Origin of the sequence: Burkholderia sp. BCC1988, assembly GCF_905339895.1 — a bacterium.
Lineage (GTDB): Bacteria > Pseudomonadota > Gammaproteobacteria > Burkholderiales > Burkholderiaceae > Burkholderia.
In genome coordinates, this window is sequence record NZ_CAJPHA010000022.1 from 113,174 (window position 1) to 132,399 (window position 19,226).

General features: G+C 68.2%; 16 protein-coding genes. 12 read left to right on the plus strand and 4 right to left on the minus strand.

Translation table 11 applies throughout. The features are described from left to right. Positions 1-100: 100 nt before the first annotated feature. Positions 101-1,222: an alanine racemase gene (gene alr, locus U4012_RS27880; RefSeq protein WP_257775344.1), complete on the minus strand. Its 1,122-nt coding sequence runs from the start codon at positions 1,220-1,222 to the stop codon at positions 101-103. Between the two features lie 299 nt (positions 1,223-1,521). Between alr and U4012_RS27885 the strand changes: the two genes are divergently transcribed. Continuing rightward, positions 1,522-1,893 carry an MAPEG family protein gene (locus U4012_RS27885; protein WP_321802352.1) on the plus strand — a complete coding sequence of 124 codons (372 nt, stop codon included), beginning with the start codon at positions 1,522-1,524 and terminating at the stop codon, positions 1,891-1,893. Between the two features lie 48 nt (positions 1,894-1,941). Here U4012_RS27885 and U4012_RS27890 read toward each other — a convergent pair whose 3' ends face one another. Continuing rightward, the gene (locus tag U4012_RS27890; RefSeq protein ID WP_321802353.1) at positions 1,942-2,895 is read right to left on the minus strand and encodes a LysR family transcriptional regulator; all 954 of its coding nucleotides are present in this window, start codon (positions 2,893-2,895) and stop codon (positions 1,942-1,944) included. Between the two features lie 120 nt (positions 2,896-3,015). On the opposite strand from U4012_RS27890, the gene U4012_RS27895 reads away from it, so the two are divergent. The 9 genes from U4012_RS27895 to U4012_RS27935 all read left to right on the plus strand — a co-directional run bounded on the left by U4012_RS27895 (position 3,016) and on the right by U4012_RS27935 (position 14,225). Beyond that, on the plus strand, positions 3,016-6,558 hold the full coding sequence (locus U4012_RS27895; RefSeq protein WP_321802354.1) for an ABC transporter ATP-binding protein: 3,543 nt from the start codon (positions 3,016-3,018) through the stop codon (positions 6,556-6,558). Positions 6,559-6,913: 355 nt separating this feature from the next. Next, entirely contained in the window at positions 6,914-7,666 is a 753-nt protein-coding gene (gene glnH, locus U4012_RS27900; RefSeq protein WP_044843946.1) for a glutamine ABC transporter substrate-binding protein GlnH, read from the plus strand. Between the two features lie 66 nt (positions 7,667-7,732). Beyond that, on the plus strand, positions 7,733-8,389 hold the full coding sequence (gene glnP, locus U4012_RS27905) for a glutamine ABC transporter permease GlnP (RefSeq protein WP_044843947.1): 657 nt from the start codon (positions 7,733-7,735) through the stop codon (positions 8,387-8,389). Then, positions 8,386-9,114 carry a glutamine ABC transporter ATP-binding protein GlnQ gene (gene glnQ, locus U4012_RS27910; RefSeq protein ID WP_014899691.1) on the plus strand — a complete coding sequence of 243 codons (729 nt, stop codon included), beginning with the start codon at positions 8,386-8,388 and terminating at the stop codon, positions 9,112-9,114. The genes glnP and glnQ overlap by 4 nt, the downstream gene beginning before the upstream one ends. A gap of 20 nt (positions 9,115-9,134) precedes the next feature. Next, on the plus strand, positions 9,135-10,184 hold the full coding sequence (locus tag U4012_RS27915) for a C45 family peptidase (protein WP_321802355.1): 1,050 nt from the start codon (positions 9,135-9,137) through the stop codon (positions 10,182-10,184). Between the two features lie 14 nt (positions 10,185-10,198). Continuing rightward, positions 10,199-11,533, plus strand: coding sequence for an aspartate aminotransferase family protein (locus tag U4012_RS27920; protein ID WP_044844010.1), 1,335 nt, complete (start codon positions 10,199-10,201; stop codon positions 11,531-11,533). A 25-nt stretch (positions 11,534-11,558) separates the two neighbouring features. Next, on the plus strand, positions 11,559-12,113 hold the full coding sequence (locus tag U4012_RS27925; protein ID WP_124488841.1) for a carboxymuconolactone decarboxylase family protein: 555 nt from the start codon (positions 11,559-11,561) through the stop codon (positions 12,111-12,113). Between the two features lie 209 nt (positions 12,114-12,322). After that, a complete protein-coding gene (gene lpxO / locus U4012_RS27930) occupies positions 12,323-13,222 on the plus strand; it encodes a lipid A hydroxylase LpxO (protein WP_321802356.1) in 900 nt (299 codons plus the stop codon). 169 nt (positions 13,223-13,391) lie between these two features. Then, positions 13,392-14,225, plus strand: a complete 834-nt coding sequence (locus U4012_RS27935; RefSeq protein WP_321802357.1) for an extensin — start codon at positions 13,392-13,394, stop codon at positions 14,223-14,225. A gap of 114 nt (positions 14,226-14,339) precedes the next feature. Here the strand turns inward: U4012_RS27935 and ahpF are convergent, their stop codons facing one another. Both ahpF and ahpC read right to left on the minus strand, forming a co-directional pair. After that, positions 14,340-15,938, minus strand: a complete 1,599-nt coding sequence (ahpF, locus tag U4012_RS27940) for an alkyl hydroperoxide reductase subunit F (protein WP_124522918.1) — start codon at positions 15,936-15,938, stop codon at positions 14,340-14,342. 129 nt (positions 15,939-16,067) lie between these two features. Beyond that, the gene (ahpC, locus tag U4012_RS27945) at positions 16,068-16,631 is read right to left on the minus strand and encodes an alkyl hydroperoxide reductase subunit C (protein ID WP_006750178.1); all 564 of its coding nucleotides are present in this window, start codon (positions 16,629-16,631) and stop codon (positions 16,068-16,070) included. Positions 16,632-16,951: 320 nt separating this feature from the next. Here ahpC and U4012_RS27950 point away from each other — a divergent pair, with 320 nt between their 5' ends. Beyond that, entirely contained in the window at positions 16,952-17,917 is a 966-nt protein-coding gene (locus U4012_RS27950; RefSeq protein ID WP_321802358.1) for an ABC transporter substrate-binding protein, read from the plus strand. A 1-nt stretch (position 17,918) separates the two neighbouring features. Next, positions 17,919-19,223, plus strand: coding sequence for a dicarboxylate/amino acid:cation symporter (locus U4012_RS27955; protein WP_321802359.1), 1,305 nt, complete (start codon positions 17,919-17,921; stop codon positions 19,221-19,223). Positions 19,224-19,226: the final 3 nt, after the last annotated feature.

Genomic DNA, 19,226 nt, shown 5'->3' on the forward strand with positions numbered 1-19,226 from the left:
CCGCACAAAACAAGCGGACCGCCCGACGCGGCCCGCAAGCGGATTCCGAGCGTCCGGATGCGCAGCGACCCGCGAGCGTGCCGCCGCATCCGCGCCCCGGTTATCGCCCGTAGCTGCCCGTGCGCGGCGCCGGCTGCACCGTCGACGCGCCGGACGGCACGACCACGACCGGCACGCGGCGCGCGAGCGCGCACATCAGCTCGTAGCCGATCGTGCCGCTGGCTTCCGCGACGTCGTCGACCTTCACCTGATCGCCCCACAGCTCGACGCTCGAGCCGATGCCGGCATCCGGGCACGGCGTCAGGTCGACGGTCAGCATGTCCATCGACACGCGGCCGACGACGCGCGTCATCACGCCGTCCACCGCGATCGGCGTGCCGGTCGGCGCGTGGCGCGGATAGCCGTCCGCGTAGCCGCACGCGACGACGCCGATCCGCATCGGCTGGTCGGCGGTGAAGCGGCGGCCGTAGCCGACCGTTTCTTCCGGCGCGAGCGTCTGCACGCCGATGATCTTGCTGGTCAGCGTCATCGCGGCCATCAGCGGCGTGTCGGCGATGTGCCGTGACGCGCCGGTCGGCGACGCGCCATACAGGATCGTGCCCGGCCGGACCCAGTCGCGATGCGCGCGCGGATGCCACAGCACGGCCGCGGAATTCGATGTCGAGCGCTCGCCCGGAATCCCGGCGGTGGCCGCATCGAACTGCTCGAGCTGCCAGTCGACTTCGCCTTCGTCGGCGTTTGCGAAATGCATCATCAGCGTGATCTTGCCGATCGACGGCGCGGCCGCCGCGCGCTCCCACGCGGCACGGAATGCGTGGGGCCGGTAGCCGAGCCGGTTCATCCCGGAGTTCATCTTCAGCTGGATGTCGATCGGTTGCCGAGGCTTCGCGGCGATCAGCAGGTCGAGCTGCGCGTCGCAATGCACGGCCACCGTCAGCCGGTAACGATCGGCCAGTTCGACGTCGGCCGGCTCGAAGATGCCTTCGAGCAGCAGCACCGGCTTGTCCCAGCCGAGTTCCCGCACGCGCACGGCTTCGTCGAGATCGAGCAGCGCGATGCCGTCGGCGGCCGCGAGGCCCGGATAGATCCGCTCGATCCCGTGACCGTAGGCGTTGGCCTTGATCACGGCCCATACGCGCGATTGCGCGGCGGTGCGGCGGATGAAGTCGAGGTTGTGGCGGACGGCGTCGGGACGGATATGGGCGACGATGGGACGGGGCATGGGCGGGCTCGGGTCGAAAGTCGTTCGGTGCGCGCGCGGCGGCGCGGGTCAGTGGCTGGTGCGTTTGCGCACCCGGCCAGTGTTGGGCGCTATCTTATTGGTGTTCGACCAGTTTTAATTAACGTATTTGTCGGCGATTTGGTGGAATTTTTTGTGCCGGACCCATGTCGACACGGCCTTCGCCAGCCTGCCTTGCCGAGTCTCCCGTCTAGAAAACCGGTGCGCGAACAGCGCGACGCAATGCTAAGCTCTGCGCGACCATGTCATTGATCAATGTAATCATAAAGGAGGGGACTTTGATGACGACGTCCCAGCTGTGCCTGTTCATCGCGGCGCTGTTGCCATTCCCGATGACGTTCCTGGCCAAGGCCCGCAAGGGTTACGACAACCACACGCCGCGCGAGTACCTCGCGAAGCTCGAAGGCTGGCGCGCGCGGGCGCAGGCCGCGCACCAGAATGCGTGGGAAGCGCTGGCGCTGTTCACGGCCGGATTGGTCGTCGCATGGCACAACGGCGCGAATGCGCACCACGTCGACCAACTCGCGATGGGGTTCGTCGCGATTCGCGTCGTCTATGCGCTGATGTACCTGCTGAACTGGGCGTCGCTGCGTTCGCTCGTGTGGGCCGGCGGGATGGCGTGCGTCGTCGCGCTGTTCTTCGCGACGCCGTGACGCGGTAGCGAACCGGCGATGCCTGCGCCCGCTGTGCGCGCGGGCGCGCTACGCGCCGCCCGCATCGCGCGCGTGACTGTCGTTGGATGCGGGCGCAACGATCTTCGTGCGCTGGAGCGGCGGGGCATCGGCTTCGCGGCGCAGGAACGCGATCAACGGATCGAGCAGCCGGTGCCGTGCCGACGGATTGCGGCGCAGCACGAAGCGCCACGACGCATCGCGCTCGAGGCCCGGCACCAGCGGCACCAGGCGGCCGCTGCGCAGTTCGGGCTCGATCAGCGGCACACGGCCGAGCGCGATGCCCGCACCGCCCACCGCCGCGCCGATCACCTGGCTGAAACTGCTGTAACGGACGATCTTCGTCTCGAAGTCGTCCGGCAGGCCGAAGTGCACGGCCCAGTTGCGCCAGTCGATCTCGGGGCTGTCCTCGTGCATCTCCTGCAGCAGCCGCGAGCGGCACACGTACCCGGATGCGTACGGGAACAGCTCGGGGCTGCACACCGGAAACACGGTCTCCCGCATCAGGATGTCGTCGTCGGCGCGCAGCCGGTGCGCGGGCACGTGCACGATCGCGAGATCGACGCCGCTGCGCGCGAAATCCGGTTCGTCGTCGACCACGACCGCATGCAGCGGCGTGTCGGGATGAAGCGACGAGAATTCCGCGAGGCGGCGTGCGAGCCACATCGACGAAAACGGCGCGTTGGCGGACACGGTCAGCCGTTGCGCGGTGGTGCCGCGAATTTCGGCGCACGCGTCGGTCAGCTTCGACAGCGCATCGCTGACGGCCGGCAGCAGGCGGGCGCCCGCTTGCGTGAGGCCGATGCCGCCGAGCCCCGTGCTGCGTTCGAGCAGGCGGGCACCCAGCGATTCCTCGAGCGCGCGGATCTGGTGACTGATCGCGCTCGTCGACACGTTCAGCTCGGCCGCCGCGCGCGCGAACCCGCCGAGGCGGACGGCCGCCTCGAAAGCACGCAGCGCGCTGAGGGGAGGGAGGTGCGACATGCGGGGTATTGTAGTTGACTCAACACCCGTTGAAAAATCATCTTTTGCCGCGCGTCGGGGGCGCGGGTAGCCTTGGTCCGGTCAATCGAACCGCAACGAAAAAACCGACCGGAGGGCTTCATGTATTTCGACCGACGACTATGGGCGATGATGGCGGGATTGCGCTGGCGGGTTGCCGCCGCGGTCGCGCTCGGGCTGCTCGCGATGGGTGTCGGCATCCTCCGGTTCGTGTTTCTCGGCCGTGTGCTCGCGCTCGTCTTTGCCGGCGCGCCGGCGCGCGATATCGCCGAAACCGTCGTTGCAACCGCGGCCTGCGTGCTGCTGCGCGCATGGCTCGACCATCGTCGCACGGTGCTCGCGCAGCACACCGCAGGGCGCGTGCAGTCCACGCTGCGCGCGCGGCTGTTCGACCGGATCGCGGCGCTCGGCCCCGCATGGTTCAGCGGCGAGCGCACGGGCGGCGTGATGCTGGCCGTCGTCGACGGCGTCGAGCAGCTGCAGACCTTCTTCGGCGTCTACCTGCCGCAGCTCGTGATCGCCGCGTGCGCGCCGGTGATGATCTTCGCGGTGCTCGCATGGTGGGACGTGCCGACGGCCGCGATCCTGCTGGTTGCGGCGCTCGTCACGCTCGCGCTGCCGCAACTCGTGCATCGCGCCGACCGGCGCGCGGCGCTCGCCCGCTCGGCCGCGTTCAAGGCGTTCGGAGAGGAGTTTCTCGACGCGGTGCAGGGCCTGCCGACGCTGAAGGCGTTCGGGCAGAGCGGCGCGTTCGGCGCGAAGCTGGCGGCGAAGGCGCGCGCATTGTCCGACAGCACGTTCTGGGTGCTCGCGCTCGGGCTGCTGACGCGGCTCTTCACCGATCTCGGCACCGGCCTCGGCGCGGCGGCGGCGATCGCGGTCGGCGCATGGCGCGTGCGCCACGGCGACATGAGCCTCGAGGCGCTGCTGATCGTGCTGATGGCCGGCAGCGAAATCTTCCGGCCGCTGCGCGACCTGCGCGGCGTGCTGCACCAGGGGATGATCGGCCAGTCGGCGGCGAACGCGATTCACGCGCTGCTCGATGCGGGCAGCGACACGCCGGCCGCCGCGGCGCCGCGCGTGCCGCACCTGCGGCCGGAGATCGTGTTCGACGGCGTCAGCTTCGCGTATCCGGGGCGTCGCGCGGATGCCCATGCGGCGCTGGACTTCACGGTGCGCGAAGGCGAGACGGTCGCGATCGTCGGCCCGAGCGGCGCGGGCAAGTCGACCATCGTGCGCCTGCTGCTGCGCCAGCACGATGCGCAGGGCGGCACGATCCGCATCGGCGGGCACGACGTGCGCACGCTCGACGCCGATCAGGTGCGCGAGATGATCGCGGTGGTCGCGCAGGACGCGACGCTGTTCGACGGCAGCGTCGCCGACAACCTGCGGCTCGGCCGTCCCGACGCGAGCGACGCGGACATGATCGCGGCCGCGCGAGCCGCCAACGCGCACGATTTCATCTCGGCGCTGCCCGACGGCTACGCGACGCGCATCGGCGAACGCGGGCTGATGCTGTCGGGCGGCCAGCGCCAGCGGATCGCGATCGCGCGCGCGCTGTTGCGCGATGCGCCGATCCTGCTGCTCGACGAGGCGCTGTCGTCGGTCGATGCGGAGAACGAAGCGCTGATCCAGCAGGCGCTCGACCGGCTCACGCGCGGGCGTACGACGCTCGTGCTCGCGCACCGGCTGTCCAGCGTGATCGGCGCCGATCGCATCCTGGTGCTCGACCAGGGGCGGGTGGTCGACGCGGGCACGCACGCGGAACTGATCGCGCGCGACGGCCCGTATCGCCAGCTGATGGGGCCGCAGCTGGAGGCCGCCGCCGAAGCCGTCGGCACGGCCGCGGTGGCCGGCGGCGCGGGCGCGCGTGCTGCATCGGGCCCGCAGGTCAGGCCGCTGAACGACGACGCGGCGACGATCGGCTGGCCCGAAACGTTGCGCGCGCTGCTGCGCTTCGTCGGTCCGTGGAAGGGCAAGGTCCTGTTGACCGTGCTGTTCGGGATCGGCCGCGTGCTCGCGTTCATCGGCGTCGGCGTGATCGGTGCGCGGGTGGTCGGCGGCGTGTCGGACGGACACGCGAACGGCGCGCTCGTCGCGGCGCTGCTGGTCGTCGCGCCAGTCGCGGCGGTGCTGCACTGGCTCGAATCGTGGCTCGCGCACGACATCGCGTACCGGCTGCTCGCCGAGATGCGCATCGCGCTGTTCGCGACGCTCGAACGGCTCGCGCCGGCCGGTTTGCTGCGGCGCCGCTCCGGCGATCTGGTCGCGCTCGCGACGCAGGACGTCGAGACCGTCGAATACTTCTATGCGCATACGCTCGCGCCCGCGTTCGTCGCGGTGCTGGTGCCGGCCGGCGTGCTGGTGCTGCTCGCGTCGGTCGCATGGCCGCTCGCGCTGGTGTTGCTGCCGTTCCTGCTGTGGGCCGGGCTGGCGCCCGTGCTGGCGCGGCGCGACGTCGACCGGCTCGGCACCGGCGCACGCGAGGCGCTCGGCCTGCTCGGCGCGCACCTGACCGAAACGATCCAGGGGCTCGCGGAACTGACCGCGTTCCAGGCGCTCGCGCGCCGGCGTGCCGCGTTCGTCGCGCAAGCCGACGCGTACCGGCAGCAGCGCGCGAAGCTGCTCGACGATCTGTCGGCGCAGAGCGCCGCGCTCGAAGTCGCGAGCGGGCTCGGCGGGCTGGCCGTCGCGGCGCTCGGTGCGCTGCTGTGCGCGCGCGGCTGGTTCGCGCATGAAGCGTTGCCGCTGCTGGTGCTGGTCGCGGTGGCCGCGTTCATGCCGGTGGCCGAGATCGGCCAGGTCGCGCGACAGCTGGCCGACACGATTGCATCGACGCGGCGCTTGCGCGCGCTCGAGAAGGAGCCGGTGACGGTCGTCGACGGCGCGCATGCGCTGTCCGGCGACGCGACCGTGCGGTTCGAGGACGCGGGCTTCACGTACCCGGGCCGCGGCGTGCCGGCGATCGATCGCGTGAGTTTCGAGGTGCCGCCCGGCAGCACGGTCGCGCTGGTGGGCGCATCGGGCGCCGGCAAGTCGACCGTCGCGAGCCTGCTGCTGCGCTTCTGGGATCCGCAGCACGGGCGCGTGACGCTCGGCGGCGTCGACCTGCGCGATCTGCGGCTCGACAATTTGCGCCGGCACATCGCGCTGGTTGCGCAGGATACCTATCTGTTCAACGACACGCTCGAAGCGAATATCCGGCTCGCGGCGCACGATGCATCGGACGAGGACGTCCGGCGCGCGATCGACCACGCGGCGCTGGGCGCATTCGTCGCGCGGTTGCCCGACGGGCTCGCGACGCGGGTCGGCGAGCGCGGCGTGCAGCTGTCCGGCGGACAGCGCCAGCGCGTCGCGATCGCCCGTGCGTTCCTGAAGGATGCGCCGGTGCTGATCCTCGACGAAGCGACGTCCCACCTCGACACGATCAGCGAGCAGCAGATCCGCGCGGCGCTGGAGGATCTGATGGCACAGCGGACGTCGATCATCATCGCGCACCGGCTGTCGACCGTGCGCAACGCGGACACGATCCTCGTGCTCGAGCACGGCAGGATCATCGAGGCGGGAACGCATGCGGCGCTGATCGCGCGGCAGGGTGCGTATGCGCGGCTGGTTTCGCATCAGGCGAGCGGGGTGGCGGCGTAACGGATGTCGTGTTGAAGTCATGCCGGGCGGCGTGGCCGCTCGCGATTCATTCCGTTCGTTGAGCGGCGGCGGTTGCCGGCAAATACCGCTCGCCCGCCCCATTCCCGAGTCCAGGCCCCGCCGCGCGCTCCCGCCGTCATTCCCCCGCCTTTTCCTCTGACCAATCCCGCCCGTCCCGCGCGGGTTTGTCTCGATGCAATTACTTGTTGCGCGTTTTTTTGTTGTCGTAGTATCCGTGTTGACAACACTTGTTGCACTAATGTCTAATTCAACATCGCATGTTGCGGTGCGGCTTGATGTCGTCGTTCCCCGGCCAGCCGGCCGGTTACATCGCTCAACCATGCGGAGAAAAGCCATGAGTCGTCGTTCCTTCCTGAAAGCCGTCGCGGTGGTCGCCGCGCTCGGCGCCAGCATCGCGCACGCGGACACCAAGACGCTCGTCGTCGGGACCGATACGTCGTTCATGCCGTTCGAGTTCAAGCAGGGCGACAAGTACGTCGGCTTCGATCTCGACCTGTGGGCGGAGATCGCGAAGGACCAGGGCTGGAAATACACGATCCAGCCGATGGATTTCGCGGGCCTGATCCCGGCGCTGCAGACGCAGAACATCGACGTCGCGCTGTCGGGGATGACCATCAAGGAAGAGCGCAAGAAGGCGATCGACTTCTCCGCGCCGTACTACGACAGCGGGCTCGCGGCGATGGTGCAGGCCGACAACACGTCGATCAAGTCGATCGACGACCTGAACGGCAAGGTGATCGCCGCGAAGACGGGCACCGCGACGATCGACTGGATCAAGGCGCACCTGAAGCCGAAGGAGATCCGCCAGTTCCCGAACATCGACCAGGCGTACCTCGCGCTCGAGGCCGGCCGCGTCGACGCGGCGATGCACGACACGCCGAACGTGCTGTTCTTCGTGAACAACGAAGGCAAGGGCAAGGTGAAGGTCGCGGGCCAGCCGGTGAGCGGAGACAAGTACGGGATCGGCTTCCCGAAGGGCAGCCCGCTCGTGCCGAAGGTCAACGCGTCGCTCGTGAAGATCAAGTCCGACGGCCGCTACGCGCAGATCTACAAGAAGTGGTTCGGCGCCGAGCCGCCGAAGCTGTGAGCGTGACGGCGCAACAGGGCGCGGCCGGGCGGCCGCGCCGGTCTTGAATCGAACGGGGAGCGACACGTGAATTTCGATTGGTCGGCGATCTGGGCGGCGTTGCCGGACCTGATGGACGGGGTCCGGTTGACGGTGTTCATCGCATTTTTCGGGCTGGTGGGCGGGTTCGTCGTCGGGATGATCGCGGGCATGTTCCGCGCATACGGACCGAAGGCGATGAACGTGCTCGCACAGGTTTATATTGAACTGATCCGCGGCACGCCGATCGTCGTGCAGGTGATGTTCCTGTACTTCGCGCTGCCGCTGCTCGCGCATATCCGCATCGACGGCCTGACGGCCGCGATCATCGCGATCACGGTGAATTCCGGCGCGTATCTCGCGGAAGTGGTGCGCGGCGCGCTGCTGTCGATCCCGAAGGGGCTGACGGAAGCGGGGCTCGCGATGGGCCTGTCGATGCCGCGCGTGCTGCTGAAGGTGGTCGGGCCGCTCGCGTTCCGGCGGCTGATTCCGCCGCTCGGCAACCAGTGCATCGTGAGCCTCAAGGACACGTCGCTGTTCATCGTGATCGGCGTCGGCGAACTGACGCGCAAGGGGCAGGAAATCATTGCCGGCAATTTCCAGGCCGTCGAAATCTGGACCGCGGTGGCCATCATCTACCTGATGCTGACCGGCGCGATGACGCTGACGCTGCGGCTCGTCGAAAAGCGCATGAGGATCCTATGAGCATGATCGAATTCCAGAACGTGTCGAAGAGCTTCGGCCATGTGCCGGTGCTCAAGCATATCGACCTGAAGATCGACGCGGGCGAAGTCGTGGTCGTGATCGGTCCGTCGGGCTCGGGCAAGTCGACGATGTTGCGCTGTATCAACGCGCTCGAGAAAATCACCGGCGGCGAGCTGCTGGTCGACGGCCAGAGCGTGCGCGGCAACGCGTCGACGATTCGCAACATCCGGCTCGAGGCCGGCATGGTGTTCCAGCAGTTCAACCTGTTTCCGCAGATGACCGCGCTCGAGAACGTGATGTTCGGGCCGATCCAGGTGCGCGGCGCGTCGCGCGCCGACGCGCGCGACCAGGCGATGGCGCTGCTCGACAAGGTGGGCCTCGAATCGCGCGCGAATCATTACCCGTCGGAGCTGTCGGGCGGCCAGCAGCAGCGTGTCGCGATCGCGCGTGCGCTCGCGATCCGGCCGCGGCTGATGCTGTTCGACGAGCCCACCTCCGCGCTCGATCCGGAATTGCGCCACGAAGTGCTGAAAGTGATGCAGGATCTCGCCACCGAAGGGATGACGATGATCGTCGTCACGCACGAGATCGGCTTCGCGAAGCGGGTTGGCACGCGGCTCCTGTTCATGGATCAGGGCGGCATCGCCGAGGACGGCCATCCGGTCGACCTGATCGACCGGCCGCCGACACCGCGCCTGAAGGAATTCCTGAAACACGTGTCCTGAACGAAACCGAATTGCCCGACATGCCGCTTTCCCTTTCCCCCGTCATCGCCGGCACGCCGTTCGACATCGGCGTGCGTCTCGGCGAGCTTGCCCGCCCCGTGTTCGATGCGTACATGCAGCAGAGCAGCGCATGGCAGGCCGTGCGCCGCTGGCGCGGCCATCCGTTCGTCGCCGCGCTGCGGCAGGCCGCGCTGGCCGCGTACCCCGACCTCGTCGCGGAACTGGACGGGATCGCGGCGGGCGTCGGCTGGCCGGCGGAGGACATCTTCCTGTGGAACTGCCGCGGCGAACTGATCCACAACGCGCCGGACGGCTGCACGACGCTCGCCGGGCGCGACGCGCACGGCACGCGCTGGATCGCGCACAACGAGGACGGCGATCCGTACCTGCGCGAGCGTTGCCTGCTGGTCGACGTGCAGCCGCAGGGCAAGCCGGGCTTCATCAGCTTCTATTACCCGGGCTCGCTGCCCGGACATACGTTCGCCGCGAACCGCGCGGGCATCGCGCAGGCGATCAACAACCTGCGCATCCGCACGCCGGCGGCCGGCGTGCCGCGGATGATCCTCGCGCGTGCGGTGCTCGATGCGACGTCGCTCGACGCAGCCGCCGACGTGCTGCGCACCCATGCGCGCGCGAGCGGCTTTCACCACACGCTCGGCGCGACCGGCGATACGCGGCTCTTGAGCATCGAGGCGAGCGTCGCGCGCTGTTCGGTCGTCGACGTTTCGCAACTCACCGGCCACGCGAATCATCTCGTGCATCCGGGCTGCGAGGCCGAAGCGCAGATCGTCACGCAATCGTCCGGCGATCGCCAGCGGCGCGTCGATGCGCTGACGCCGGCCATCGATGCGATCGACGAAGCTGCGCTGCTGCGCGTGCTCGGCGATCGCGCACCGGAAGGGCTGCCGATCTATCGCGACGATCCGGCCGATCCCGACGACGAAAACACGCTGGCGACCGCGGTGTTCGCGATTCGCGACACCGCGATCGACTTCACCGTTCATCAACACGGCACGCAGCGCTTCGCGACGCGCATCGTGCCGTCCGCGCACGCGCCCCGCGCGTCCTGACCATGAGGCAACGCATGACGACCGTTTTCCATCGCGCTCCGCGCGCCACCTTGCCCGTCGCCGTCGCAGGCGACGGCATCGAGATCATCGATTCGACCGGCAAACGCTATATCGACGCATGCGGCGGCGCGGCCGTGTCGTGCCTCGGGCACAGCAACCAGCGCGTGATCGATGCGATCAAGCGGCAGGCGCAGCAACTGCCGTATGCGCATACGTCGTTCTTCACGACCGAGGTGGCCGAGGAGCTGGCCGACCGGCTCGTCGAGGCCGCGCCGGCCGGCCTCGAACACGTGTATTTCGTGTCGGGCGGATCGGAGGCGGTCGAAGCCGCATTGAAGCTTGCGCGCCAGTATTTCGTCGAAAAGGGCGAGCCGCAACGCCGCCATTTCATCGCACGCCGCCAGAGCTATCACGGCAACACGCTCGGCGCACTCGCGATCGGCGGCAACGCATGGCGGCGCGAGCCGTTCCTGCCGCTGCTGATCGAAGCGCACCACGTGAGCCCGTGTTATGCGTATCGCGACCAGCAGGCGGGAGAAACCGACGAAGCGTATGCGCAGCGCCTGGCCGACGAACTGGAGCAGAAGATCGTCGAACTCGGCGCGGAAAACGTCGCGGCGTTCGTCGCGGAGACGGTGGTCGGCGCGACGGCCGGCGCGGTGCCGCCGGTGCGTACCTACCTGAAGAAGATCCGCGCGGTGTGCGACAAGTACGGCGTGCTGCTGATTCTCGATGAAATCATGTCGGGGATGGGGCGTACCGGTTACCTGTTCGCATGCGACGAAGACGGAGTCGCGCCCGACCTGCTGACGATCGCGAAAGGGCTCGGCGCGGGTTACCAGCCGATCGGCGCGACACTGGTGAGCGATCGCATCTACCGGACGATCGTCGACGGCTCGGGCTTCTTCCAGCACGGCCACACGTATCTCGGCCACGCAACCGCCTGTGCGGCCGCGCTCGAAGTGCAGCGCGTGATCGCCGAAGAGAAGCTGCTCGACAACGTGAAGGCGCGCGGCGAGCAACTGCGGGCGTCGCTGCGCGAGCAGTACGGTGCGCATCCGCATGTCGGCGACGTGCGCGGCCGCGGGCTGTTCGTCGGCGTCGAGCTCGTGCGCGATCGCGACAGCAAGGCGACGTTCGATCCCGCGCTGAAGCTGCATGCTGCGGTCAAGCGCGAGGCGATGCAGCGCGGCCTGATGGTGTATCCGATGGGCGGCACGATCGACGGCGTGCACGGCGATCACATCCTGGTCGCACCGCCGTTCGTCTGCACCGCGCAGCAGATCGACACGATCGTCGAGCGGCTGTCCGGCGCGATCGACGCGGCGCTCGCGTCGGCGGGCGCGTGAATCACGACCTCACCGAATCCTCGCCATGACAGACAGACTGCCTCCCTTCGATCCCGCATCGGCCACCGACGAGCAGAAGGCCGTGCTCGCGGACATTCTCAGCGGCCCGCGCGGCAACCTGAACGGGCCGTTCCTCGGCTGGATCGCGAGCCCCGAGCTTGCGCAGCACGCGCAGCGGCTCGGCGCGTTCTGCCGCTATCGCACGGGTTTGCCGCTGCGGCTGTCGGAACTCGCGATTCTCGTGACGGCCGCGCGCTGGCGCTCGCAGGCCGAGTGGCACATCCACCATCCGATCGCGCTCGATGCCGGCGTGCCGGCCGCGACGGCCGAAGCGATCCGCCGTGGCGTCGAGCCGGCATTCGAATCGGACGACGATGCGCTGATCCATGCGTTCGCGACCGAGCTGTACGACACGCGGCGCGTGAGCGACGCGACGTTCGCGCGCGCGCAGGCGCGATTCGGCCACGAGACCGTGGTGAACCTCGTCGCGCTGCTCGGCTATTACGCGCTCGTGGCGATGACGCTCAACACGTTCGGTATGCGCGCTGACGGACAAACTGAGTTACCGTTTCCGGAATAATCGCCGCATGCGCGCGGGTCTGCAGCATGCCGCGCGCGCATTCCGATTGCGTCGAAAAGCCCGTCGGCACGGGCTTTTCGGTGTGCCGGCATGATTCGATCGGCATCCTCTTTGCGTCTTGCCGACGCACCTCGCACCGCCTGCGCTTCAGCGCAGGAAATTTTCCCCGTACCTAGAATTCCGTAAAACAATTTACGGGGGAAATATCGATGCGCTGGGTCCTGTTGATCGTGTTCATTGCGTGTGTCGTCCATACGCACCGGCGCGGCAAGGTTCGGCACCGGTTGTTCAGGCAACTATCCGATCACTCGACCTTCACTGCACCGCTGAACTGCTTTTCCTACGCGTTCTCGTCGGTGCCGACCACGCCGTTTCTCGACACGCGGCACTTTCCGGAGCTCGCCGTGCTGCAGCGCGAATGGCGGACCTTCCGCGACGAGGCGCTCGCGTTGCGCGATGCCAGCCGGATCAAGGCGTCGGGCGAGTACAACGACATCGGCTTCAATTCGTTCTTTCGCAACGGCTGGAAGCGCTTCTATCTGAAGTGGTACGACGCGCCGCATCCGTCCGCGCAGGCGCTGTGTCCGCGCACGGTCGAGATCCTGTCGCGGATTCCGTCGATCAAGGCCGCGATGTTCGCGCAGTTGCCGCCGGGCGGCAAGCTCGGCCTGCATCGCGATCCATATGCGGGCTCGCTGCGCTACCACCTCGGGCTGGACACGCCGAACGACGACGCGTGCCGGATCGTCGTGGACGGCGAGTCGTATGCGTGGCGCGACGGCGAGGCCGTGATGTTCGACGAGACCTATCTGCACTGGGCCGAGAATCGCACCGCGCACGATCGCGTGATCCTGTTCTGCGACATCGACCGCCCGATGAAATATCGTTGGGCGCAGCGCATCAACGATGCGTTCGGGCAACTGCTGATGCGCGCGGCCGCGTCGCCGAACGAAACGGGCGACCGCACGGGCGGGCTCAATCATGCATTCAAGTACCTGTATGCGATTCGCCGCGCCGGCAAGCGGCTGAAGGCGTGGAATCGCACCGTGTACTACGTCGTCAAGTGGGCGCTGTTCGGCGGGATCGCGGTCGCGATCTTCTGCATTTGATGGCGGAAGGCAGACGGTGCCGAACCGTCAGACGATAGGGCGCGCAGCATCGTATGGCCTCCGAGTTCTTGGGGTCGACGTCAATGCAACCAATTGTATTCGTGCGGGATCATGCGCGAACGCACGCGTATCATGGCTTGTTCACGTCGATTTGGATCGGTGAGCAAGCATGACTCGTACCCGTAAGACATTGATGATCGCCGGCGGTCTGCTGGTTGCCGCGGCAGGCAGCGGCTACGTGATGCTGCTGCGTGCGGACCACCGCGCGATCGCGGAAGCCGGCATCGGCGATGCCGCAGCACCTGCCGCCGCGGTGACCGCGGCGAACGACGGTCACACCGCACAAGGCACGATCGCGCCGCCCGCGCCCGTCGCCGTCCCGTCCGCGCATGTGGACGAGGCGGTGCCGCAACCCGCGGCCGTAGCGCCGCCTGCCGCGGCCGCTGCGCGTACGAATGCGGCACCGGCCTCCGCCGCCGTCGCGCCGGTCATCGCCGCACCGGCGAAACCGGCGAAACCGAGTGCGCCGCCACCGACCGTCCACGTCGTGACGGTCGAGCCGGAGGATGCGACCCCGCCGAAGGCCAAGCCCGCGCAACCTGTACAAGCGCCGGTACAAGCAGCACAATCGGCCCAGCCGGCGCAATCGACGCAATCGGCGCCGCCGGCCCAGGCCGCGCAGGCAGCCCGGCCGAGCCAGCAGGCGGCGTATCAGCCTCCGCAGCACGCGGCGCGCAAACGCGACGGGCTCGAGCGACACGCGGCAGCACCGTCCGCCATGAAATCCGAAACCCCGGAAACCGCTGCGCTCGTGCGTGAATCGGCGAAGCTGGATCCGTCGTTGCCGGCGCCGCAATACGTGGCGACGCCGAGCCGCGATCGGCAGCACACGTCGGCGGGGGCGAATTCGGTCGCTGCCGCGATGACCGACCAATTGGTCAGGCAGTCGAGCAATATCAAGGCGCCTGCACCGGCGAACGCCGGGCCCGGCGCGACCCAGTGAGCAGGGCGCCGCAGCGCGCGCGCCGTGCTGCTCCGCACCGGATGAAAAAGGGCCCCGCACGCCGACCAGGGCATGCGGGGCCAAGAGAGACGAACCTGTGCGGTGCGTCGCGCGTTACGCGGCGATCGCTTCTTCGGCCTGCGGCGCGTCGGCCGTAGCCGGCGTCGCGTCCTGCCGGATCAGGTGATCGAACGCGCCGAGCGATGCCTTCGCGCCTTCGCCCACCGCGATCACGATCTGCTTGAACGGCACCGTCGTCACGTCGCCGGCGGCAAACACGCCCGGCACCGACGTCGCACCGCGCGCATCGACGACGATCTCGCCGTGCTTCGACAGTTCGACCGTGCCCTTCAGCCATTCGGTGTTCGGCACGAGGCCGATCTGCACGAACACGCCTTCGAGATCGACGCGCTTCGTTTCGCCCGAACGCAGATCCTTGTAGACGAGCCCGTTCAGCTTGCTGCCGTCGCCGGTCAGCTCGGTCGTCTGCGCCTGCGTGACGATCGTCACGTTCGGCAGGCTGCGCAGCTTGCGCTGCAGCACTTCGTCCGCGCGCAGTTGCGCACCGAATTCGATCAGCGTGACGGCTTTCACGATGCCGGCCAGGTCGATCGCGGCCTCGACGCCCGAGTTGCCGCCGCCGACCACCGCGACGCGCTTGCCCTTGAACAGCGGGCCGTCGCAGTGCGGGCAGTACGCGACTCCGCGGTTGCGGTATTCGCGCTCGCCCGGCACGTTGATTTCGCGCCAGCGCGCGCCGGTCGCGAGGACGATCGTCTTCGCCTTCAGCACCGCGCCGTTCGCCAGGCGGATCTGATGCACGTCGCCCGGAATCAGCGCGTCGGCGCGCTGCACGTCCATGATGTCGACGTCGTACTGCTTCACGTGCTGCTCGAGCGCCGCGGCGAACTTCGGTCCTTCGGTTTCCTGCACCGACACGAAGTTCTCGATCGCCATCGTGTCGAGCACCTGGCCGCCGAAACGCTCGGCGACGACGCCCGTCGCGATGCCCTTGCGCGCCGAGTAGATTGCCGCGGCCGCACCGGCCGGGCCGCCGCCGACGATCAGCGTGTCGAACACCGGCTTGTTCTCGAGCGACTTCGCGGCGCGCTCGCCGGCGCCCGTGTCGAGCTTCGCGAGGATTTCCTTCACGCTGCTGCGGCCCTGGCCGAACGATTCGCCGTTCAGGAACATCGTGGGCACGGCCATGATCTGGCGCGCGTCGACTTCGTTCTGGAACAGCGCGCCGTCGATCGCGACGTGGCGGATGCGCGGGTTGATCAGCGACATCACGTTCAGCGCCTGCACGACCTCCGGGCAGTTCTGGCAAGACAGCGAGAAATACGTCTCGAACGCGTAGTCGCCGTCGAGCGCGCGGATCTGTTCGATCACGTCGTCGTCGAGCTTGACCGGATGGCCGCCCGTCTGCAGCAGCGCGAGCACGAGCGACGTGAATTCATGGCCCATCGGGATGCCGGCGAAGCGGATGCCGGCCGGCTTGCCGGGTTCGCCGATCGAGAACGACGGCTTGCGCTCGGCATCGTCGCGGCGTTCGGTTACGGTCACGCGCGACGTCAGCGACGCAATCTCGTTCAGCAGCGCAAGCAGTTCCTGCGATTTCGCGCTGTCGTCGAGCGACGCGACGAGTTCGATCGGGCGCGTGATCTTTTCGAGGTACGCTTTCAGTTGGTTCTTGAGATTGGCGTCGAGCATGGCGTTTCGGATTCCGTATTGATTTGGCTGCTCGGGCACGTCGTGCCGGAGGAGGGTGCGGGCCGCCGCGCGAGGCAGCGGCCCGGCTGGGTGCTTGCTGGGCGCCTCGAGCGAGGCGCCGGGCGACCCTTAGATCTTGCCGATCAGGTCGAGCGACGGGGTCAGCGTTTCCGCACCCGGCGTCCACTTGGCCGGGCACACTTCACCCGGGTGCGCCGCGATGTATTGCGCGGCCTGCACCTTGCGCAGCAGTTCGCCGGCGTCGCGGCCGATGCCGTTGTCGTGGATTTCGCACAGCTTGATCTCGCCTTCCGGGTTGATCACGAACGTGCCGCGCAGCGCCATCCCTTCTTCCTCGATCAGCACGTCGAAGTTGCGCGACAGCGTGAGCGTCGGGTCGCCGATCATCGGGTACTTGATCTTGCCGATCGTGTCCGACGTGTCGTGCCAGGCCTTGTGCGTGAAGTGCGTATCGGTCGACACGCCGTAGATTTCGACACCCAGCTTCTGGAATTCCGCGTAGCGGTCGGCGAGGTCGCCCAGCTCGGTCGGGCAGACGAACGTGAAGTCGGCCGGGTAGAACACGACGACGGACCACTTGCCCTTGAAGTTCTCTTCGGTCACGGGCACGAAATCGCCGTTGTGGTATGCGGTTGCCTTGAACGGTTTGATTTGGGTGTTGATGATCGGCATCTTGCGGGTTCCTTTGCTTGGGTGTTGATGAAGTGTTGCCAGTATCCGGGTTCACCCTTGGATTGTGAAATTGCTTGTTTCAATCCGCGGCATCGCGAATTTCTATCTGCATCCGGCCCCGTCGCGGCGGCCCGTCCGGGCGTCCCGTGCCATCCGGGCCGGGCCTTCCGGCGGATTTCGGCCGGAAGGCGCTTCTGACACATTGGGCGTGCGGGAGGGCGCGGCACCGGGCGACGGTGCCGCGCCCCGCGCAAGGGTCCGGCGCCCGTTCTGCACGAACGGCCGCGCGGTCGTTCGATACTCCCCGTCCCACTGCCGCCATGAACCTCTTTTCCGGACGCGCCGCGTGCGCGCTGCTTGCCTGGTTCCGCGAGTTCGTCCCCGAGCGGCGATGCCTGCATCGGCTCTTGCGCCGTGCGGCCTGCATACTCGTGACCGTGTCGTGCGCCGCGCCGGCGCTGGCCCTCGATGAGTCCGCGCCGGCGGCGCCCGCAGCGGTGACGGCACCCGCCACCACGGCGACCGGGCTCGTGCAGATGCCCGACGGCCGGCTGCTCGCGCCGGAGTTCGCCCGCATCGTCACGCGCGGCACGCTCGTCGTCGCGGTGCTCGGCGTCGATCAGCCGCCGTTCTTCATGTCGCGCAACGGCGCATTGGCGGGCGTCGACATCGACCTCGCCGACGAGCTCGCCAAAAAGCTCGGCGTGCCGGTGCAGTTCGACCGCGATGCGCGCACGTTCGACGACGTCGTGCATCTGCTCGCAACCGGGCAGGCCGACGTCGCGATCAGCAAGCTGTCGCGTACGTTGCCGCGGGCGCAGGTGGTGCGCTTCAGCACACCGTACGTCAGCCTGCGGCGCGCGCTGCTGATCAACCGCGTCGGCTTCGCCGAACTCGCGAAAGGGCGGCCGCTGCCCGAAGTCGTGCGCGACTATCGCGGCACGATCGGCGTCGTCGCGGGGTCGGCCTACGCCGAATACGCGCGCAACGATTTCCCGGCCGCGCGGGTGCGCACCTATCCGAGCTGGCCGGCGACGCTCGACGCGCTGAACGCCGGCGCGGTCACGGCCGTGTATCGCGACGAGCTCGCGATCAAGCGCGTGATGCAGGACGACCCGACCGCGCCGATCCGGCTGCGCGTCGCGACCTTCGACGACCTCACCGACGCGCTTGCCGTCGGCGTGCCGGTGTCCATGCCGACGCTGCTTGCGTTCGTCAACCAGTTCCTGGCCGAGCGCAACAAGCGGCTCGACGTGAAATCCCTGCTCGATGCGATGGGTCACTGACATGAACATGAACGAGAACATCAGGATCACACCACGCATCGAGCGGCTGCATGCGCTCGCGATCCATCCGTTGACGGTCTTCGGCAGCCTCGCGCTCGGCATCATGGCGGGCGTGTTGTGGCCGGCGGCCGCACCGCAATTCGACTACGTGGGCCAGGTGTACGTCGGCCTGCTCAAGATGACGGCGCTGCCGTTCATGACGGCCGCGGTGATCTTCAGCCTGCAGCGGCTGCTGCGCGACGGCAACGCGTCGGATCTCGTGCTGCGCGTGATCACGATCTTCAGCTGCGTGTCGGTGTTCGTCGTCGCGGTCGGCGCGGTCGTGCTGGTCGCGATGCGGCCGGGCGAGCACCTGTCGACCGCGACGCTGAAGGCGTTCGGCGCGCTGGTCGGCAGCGACGGCGCGGCGAGCGATACCGTGATGACGCTGTACGGCAGCGATCCCGCGGAGAAGTCGTCGGGCCTCGCCGACATGCTGATCGCGCTGGTGCCCGGCAACTTCTTCGCGGCGCTCGCGAGCGGCGACACGCTGAAGGCGCTGGTGTTCTCGCTGTTCTTCGGGTTCGCGTCGGGGCGCGTGCCGGCCAGCATCTCGGCGGCGCTGAGCCAGACGCTGGAGACCGTCTATTGCACGTGCCAGAAGATCATGCACTGGCTCGCGTATCCGACGCCGATCGTGCTGTTCTGCGGCGGCGCCGCGCAGATCGGCACGTCGGGGTTCGGGCCGCTCGAGGCGATGGTCCGCTTCGTCGCCGCGTTCGCCGTCGTCGCGCTCGTGCTGATCGCGGCGGCGATCGTCGTGATCTGGAAGCGCTCGGGCGCGACGCTGGGCGGGACGCTCGCCGGCTTGCGCACGCCGTTCGCGATGGCACTCGCCACGCGCAGCAGCGTGGCCTGCATGCCGAGCATGATCGAGTGTCTGGCCGACGGCTTCGGCTTTGCCCGCGCGCGCGTCGAGCTGGTCGTGCCGCTCGCCGTGTCGCTGCTGCGCGTCGGGCCGATGGTCTATTACGCGAGTGCGACGCTGTTCGTCGCGCAACTCTACGAACGGTCGCTAGGCCCCGGCGAGCTGTGCGTCGTGCTGGTCGCGTCGGTGCTGGCCGGGTTCGCGTCGACGGGCACGTCGGGCGTCGTGACGGTGTCGCTCGCCGGCATGGTGTGCGCGGCGCTGCACCTGCCGTTCGAGGCCGCGTTCGTGCTGTTCGTGGCGGTCGATCCGTTCTGCGAGATGTTGCGGACGCTGTTGCTGGTGATCGGCAACTCGGCCGTCGTATCCGCGATCTGCGCGCGGCCGCCGCGCGCGTGAAGG

What these genes read in the sequence shown, in the direction of transcription:
- alr (WP_257775344.1), bottom strand. Translation starts at nt 1,222, where the DNA reads ATGCCCCGTCCCATCGTCGCCCATATCCGTCCCGACGCCGTCCGCCAC.
- U4012_RS27885 (WP_321802352.1), top strand. Translation starts at nt 1,522, where the DNA reads ATGACGACGTCCCAGCTGTGCCTGTTCATCGCGGCGCTGTTGCCATTC.
- U4012_RS27890 (WP_321802353.1), bottom strand. Translation starts at nt 2,895, where the DNA reads ATGTCGCACCTCCCTCCCCTCAGCGCGCTGCGTGCTTTCGAGGCGGCC.
- U4012_RS27895 (WP_321802354.1), top strand. Translation starts at nt 3,016, where the DNA reads ATGTATTTCGACCGACGACTATGGGCGATGATGGCGGGATTGCGCTGG.
- glnH (WP_044843946.1), top strand. Translation starts at nt 6,914, where the DNA reads ATGAGTCGTCGTTCCTTCCTGAAAGCCGTCGCGGTGGTCGCCGCGCTC.
- glnQ (WP_014899691.1), top strand. Translation starts at nt 8,386, where the DNA reads ATGAGCATGATCGAATTCCAGAACGTGTCGAAGAGCTTCGGCCATGTG.
- U4012_RS27915 (WP_321802355.1), top strand. Translation starts at nt 9,135, where the DNA reads ATGCCGCTTTCCCTTTCCCCCGTCATCGCCGGCACGCCGTTCGACATC.
- U4012_RS27920 (WP_044844010.1), top strand. Translation starts at nt 10,199, where the DNA reads ATGACGACCGTTTTCCATCGCGCTCCGCGCGCCACCTTGCCCGTCGCC.
- U4012_RS27925 (WP_124488841.1), top strand. Translation starts at nt 11,559, where the DNA reads ATGACAGACAGACTGCCTCCCTTCGATCCCGCATCGGCCACCGACGAG.
- lpxO (WP_321802356.1), top strand. Translation starts at nt 12,323, where the DNA reads ATGCGCTGGGTCCTGTTGATCGTGTTCATTGCGTGTGTCGTCCATACG.
- U4012_RS27935 (WP_321802357.1), top strand. Translation starts at nt 13,392, where the DNA reads ATGACTCGTACCCGTAAGACATTGATGATCGCCGGCGGTCTGCTGGTT.
- ahpF (WP_124522918.1), bottom strand. Translation starts at nt 15,938, where the DNA reads ATGCTCGACGCCAATCTCAAGAACCAACTGAAAGCGTACCTCGAAAAG.
- ahpC (WP_006750178.1), bottom strand. Translation starts at nt 16,631, where the DNA reads ATGCCGATCATCAACACCCAAATCAAACCGTTCAAGGCAACCGCATAC.
- U4012_RS27950 (WP_321802358.1), top strand. Translation starts at nt 16,952, where the DNA reads ATGAACCTCTTTTCCGGACGCGCCGCGTGCGCGCTGCTTGCCTGGTTC.
- U4012_RS27955 (WP_321802359.1), top strand. Translation starts at nt 17,919, where the DNA reads ATGAACATGAACGAGAACATCAGGATCACACCACGCATCGAGCGGCTG.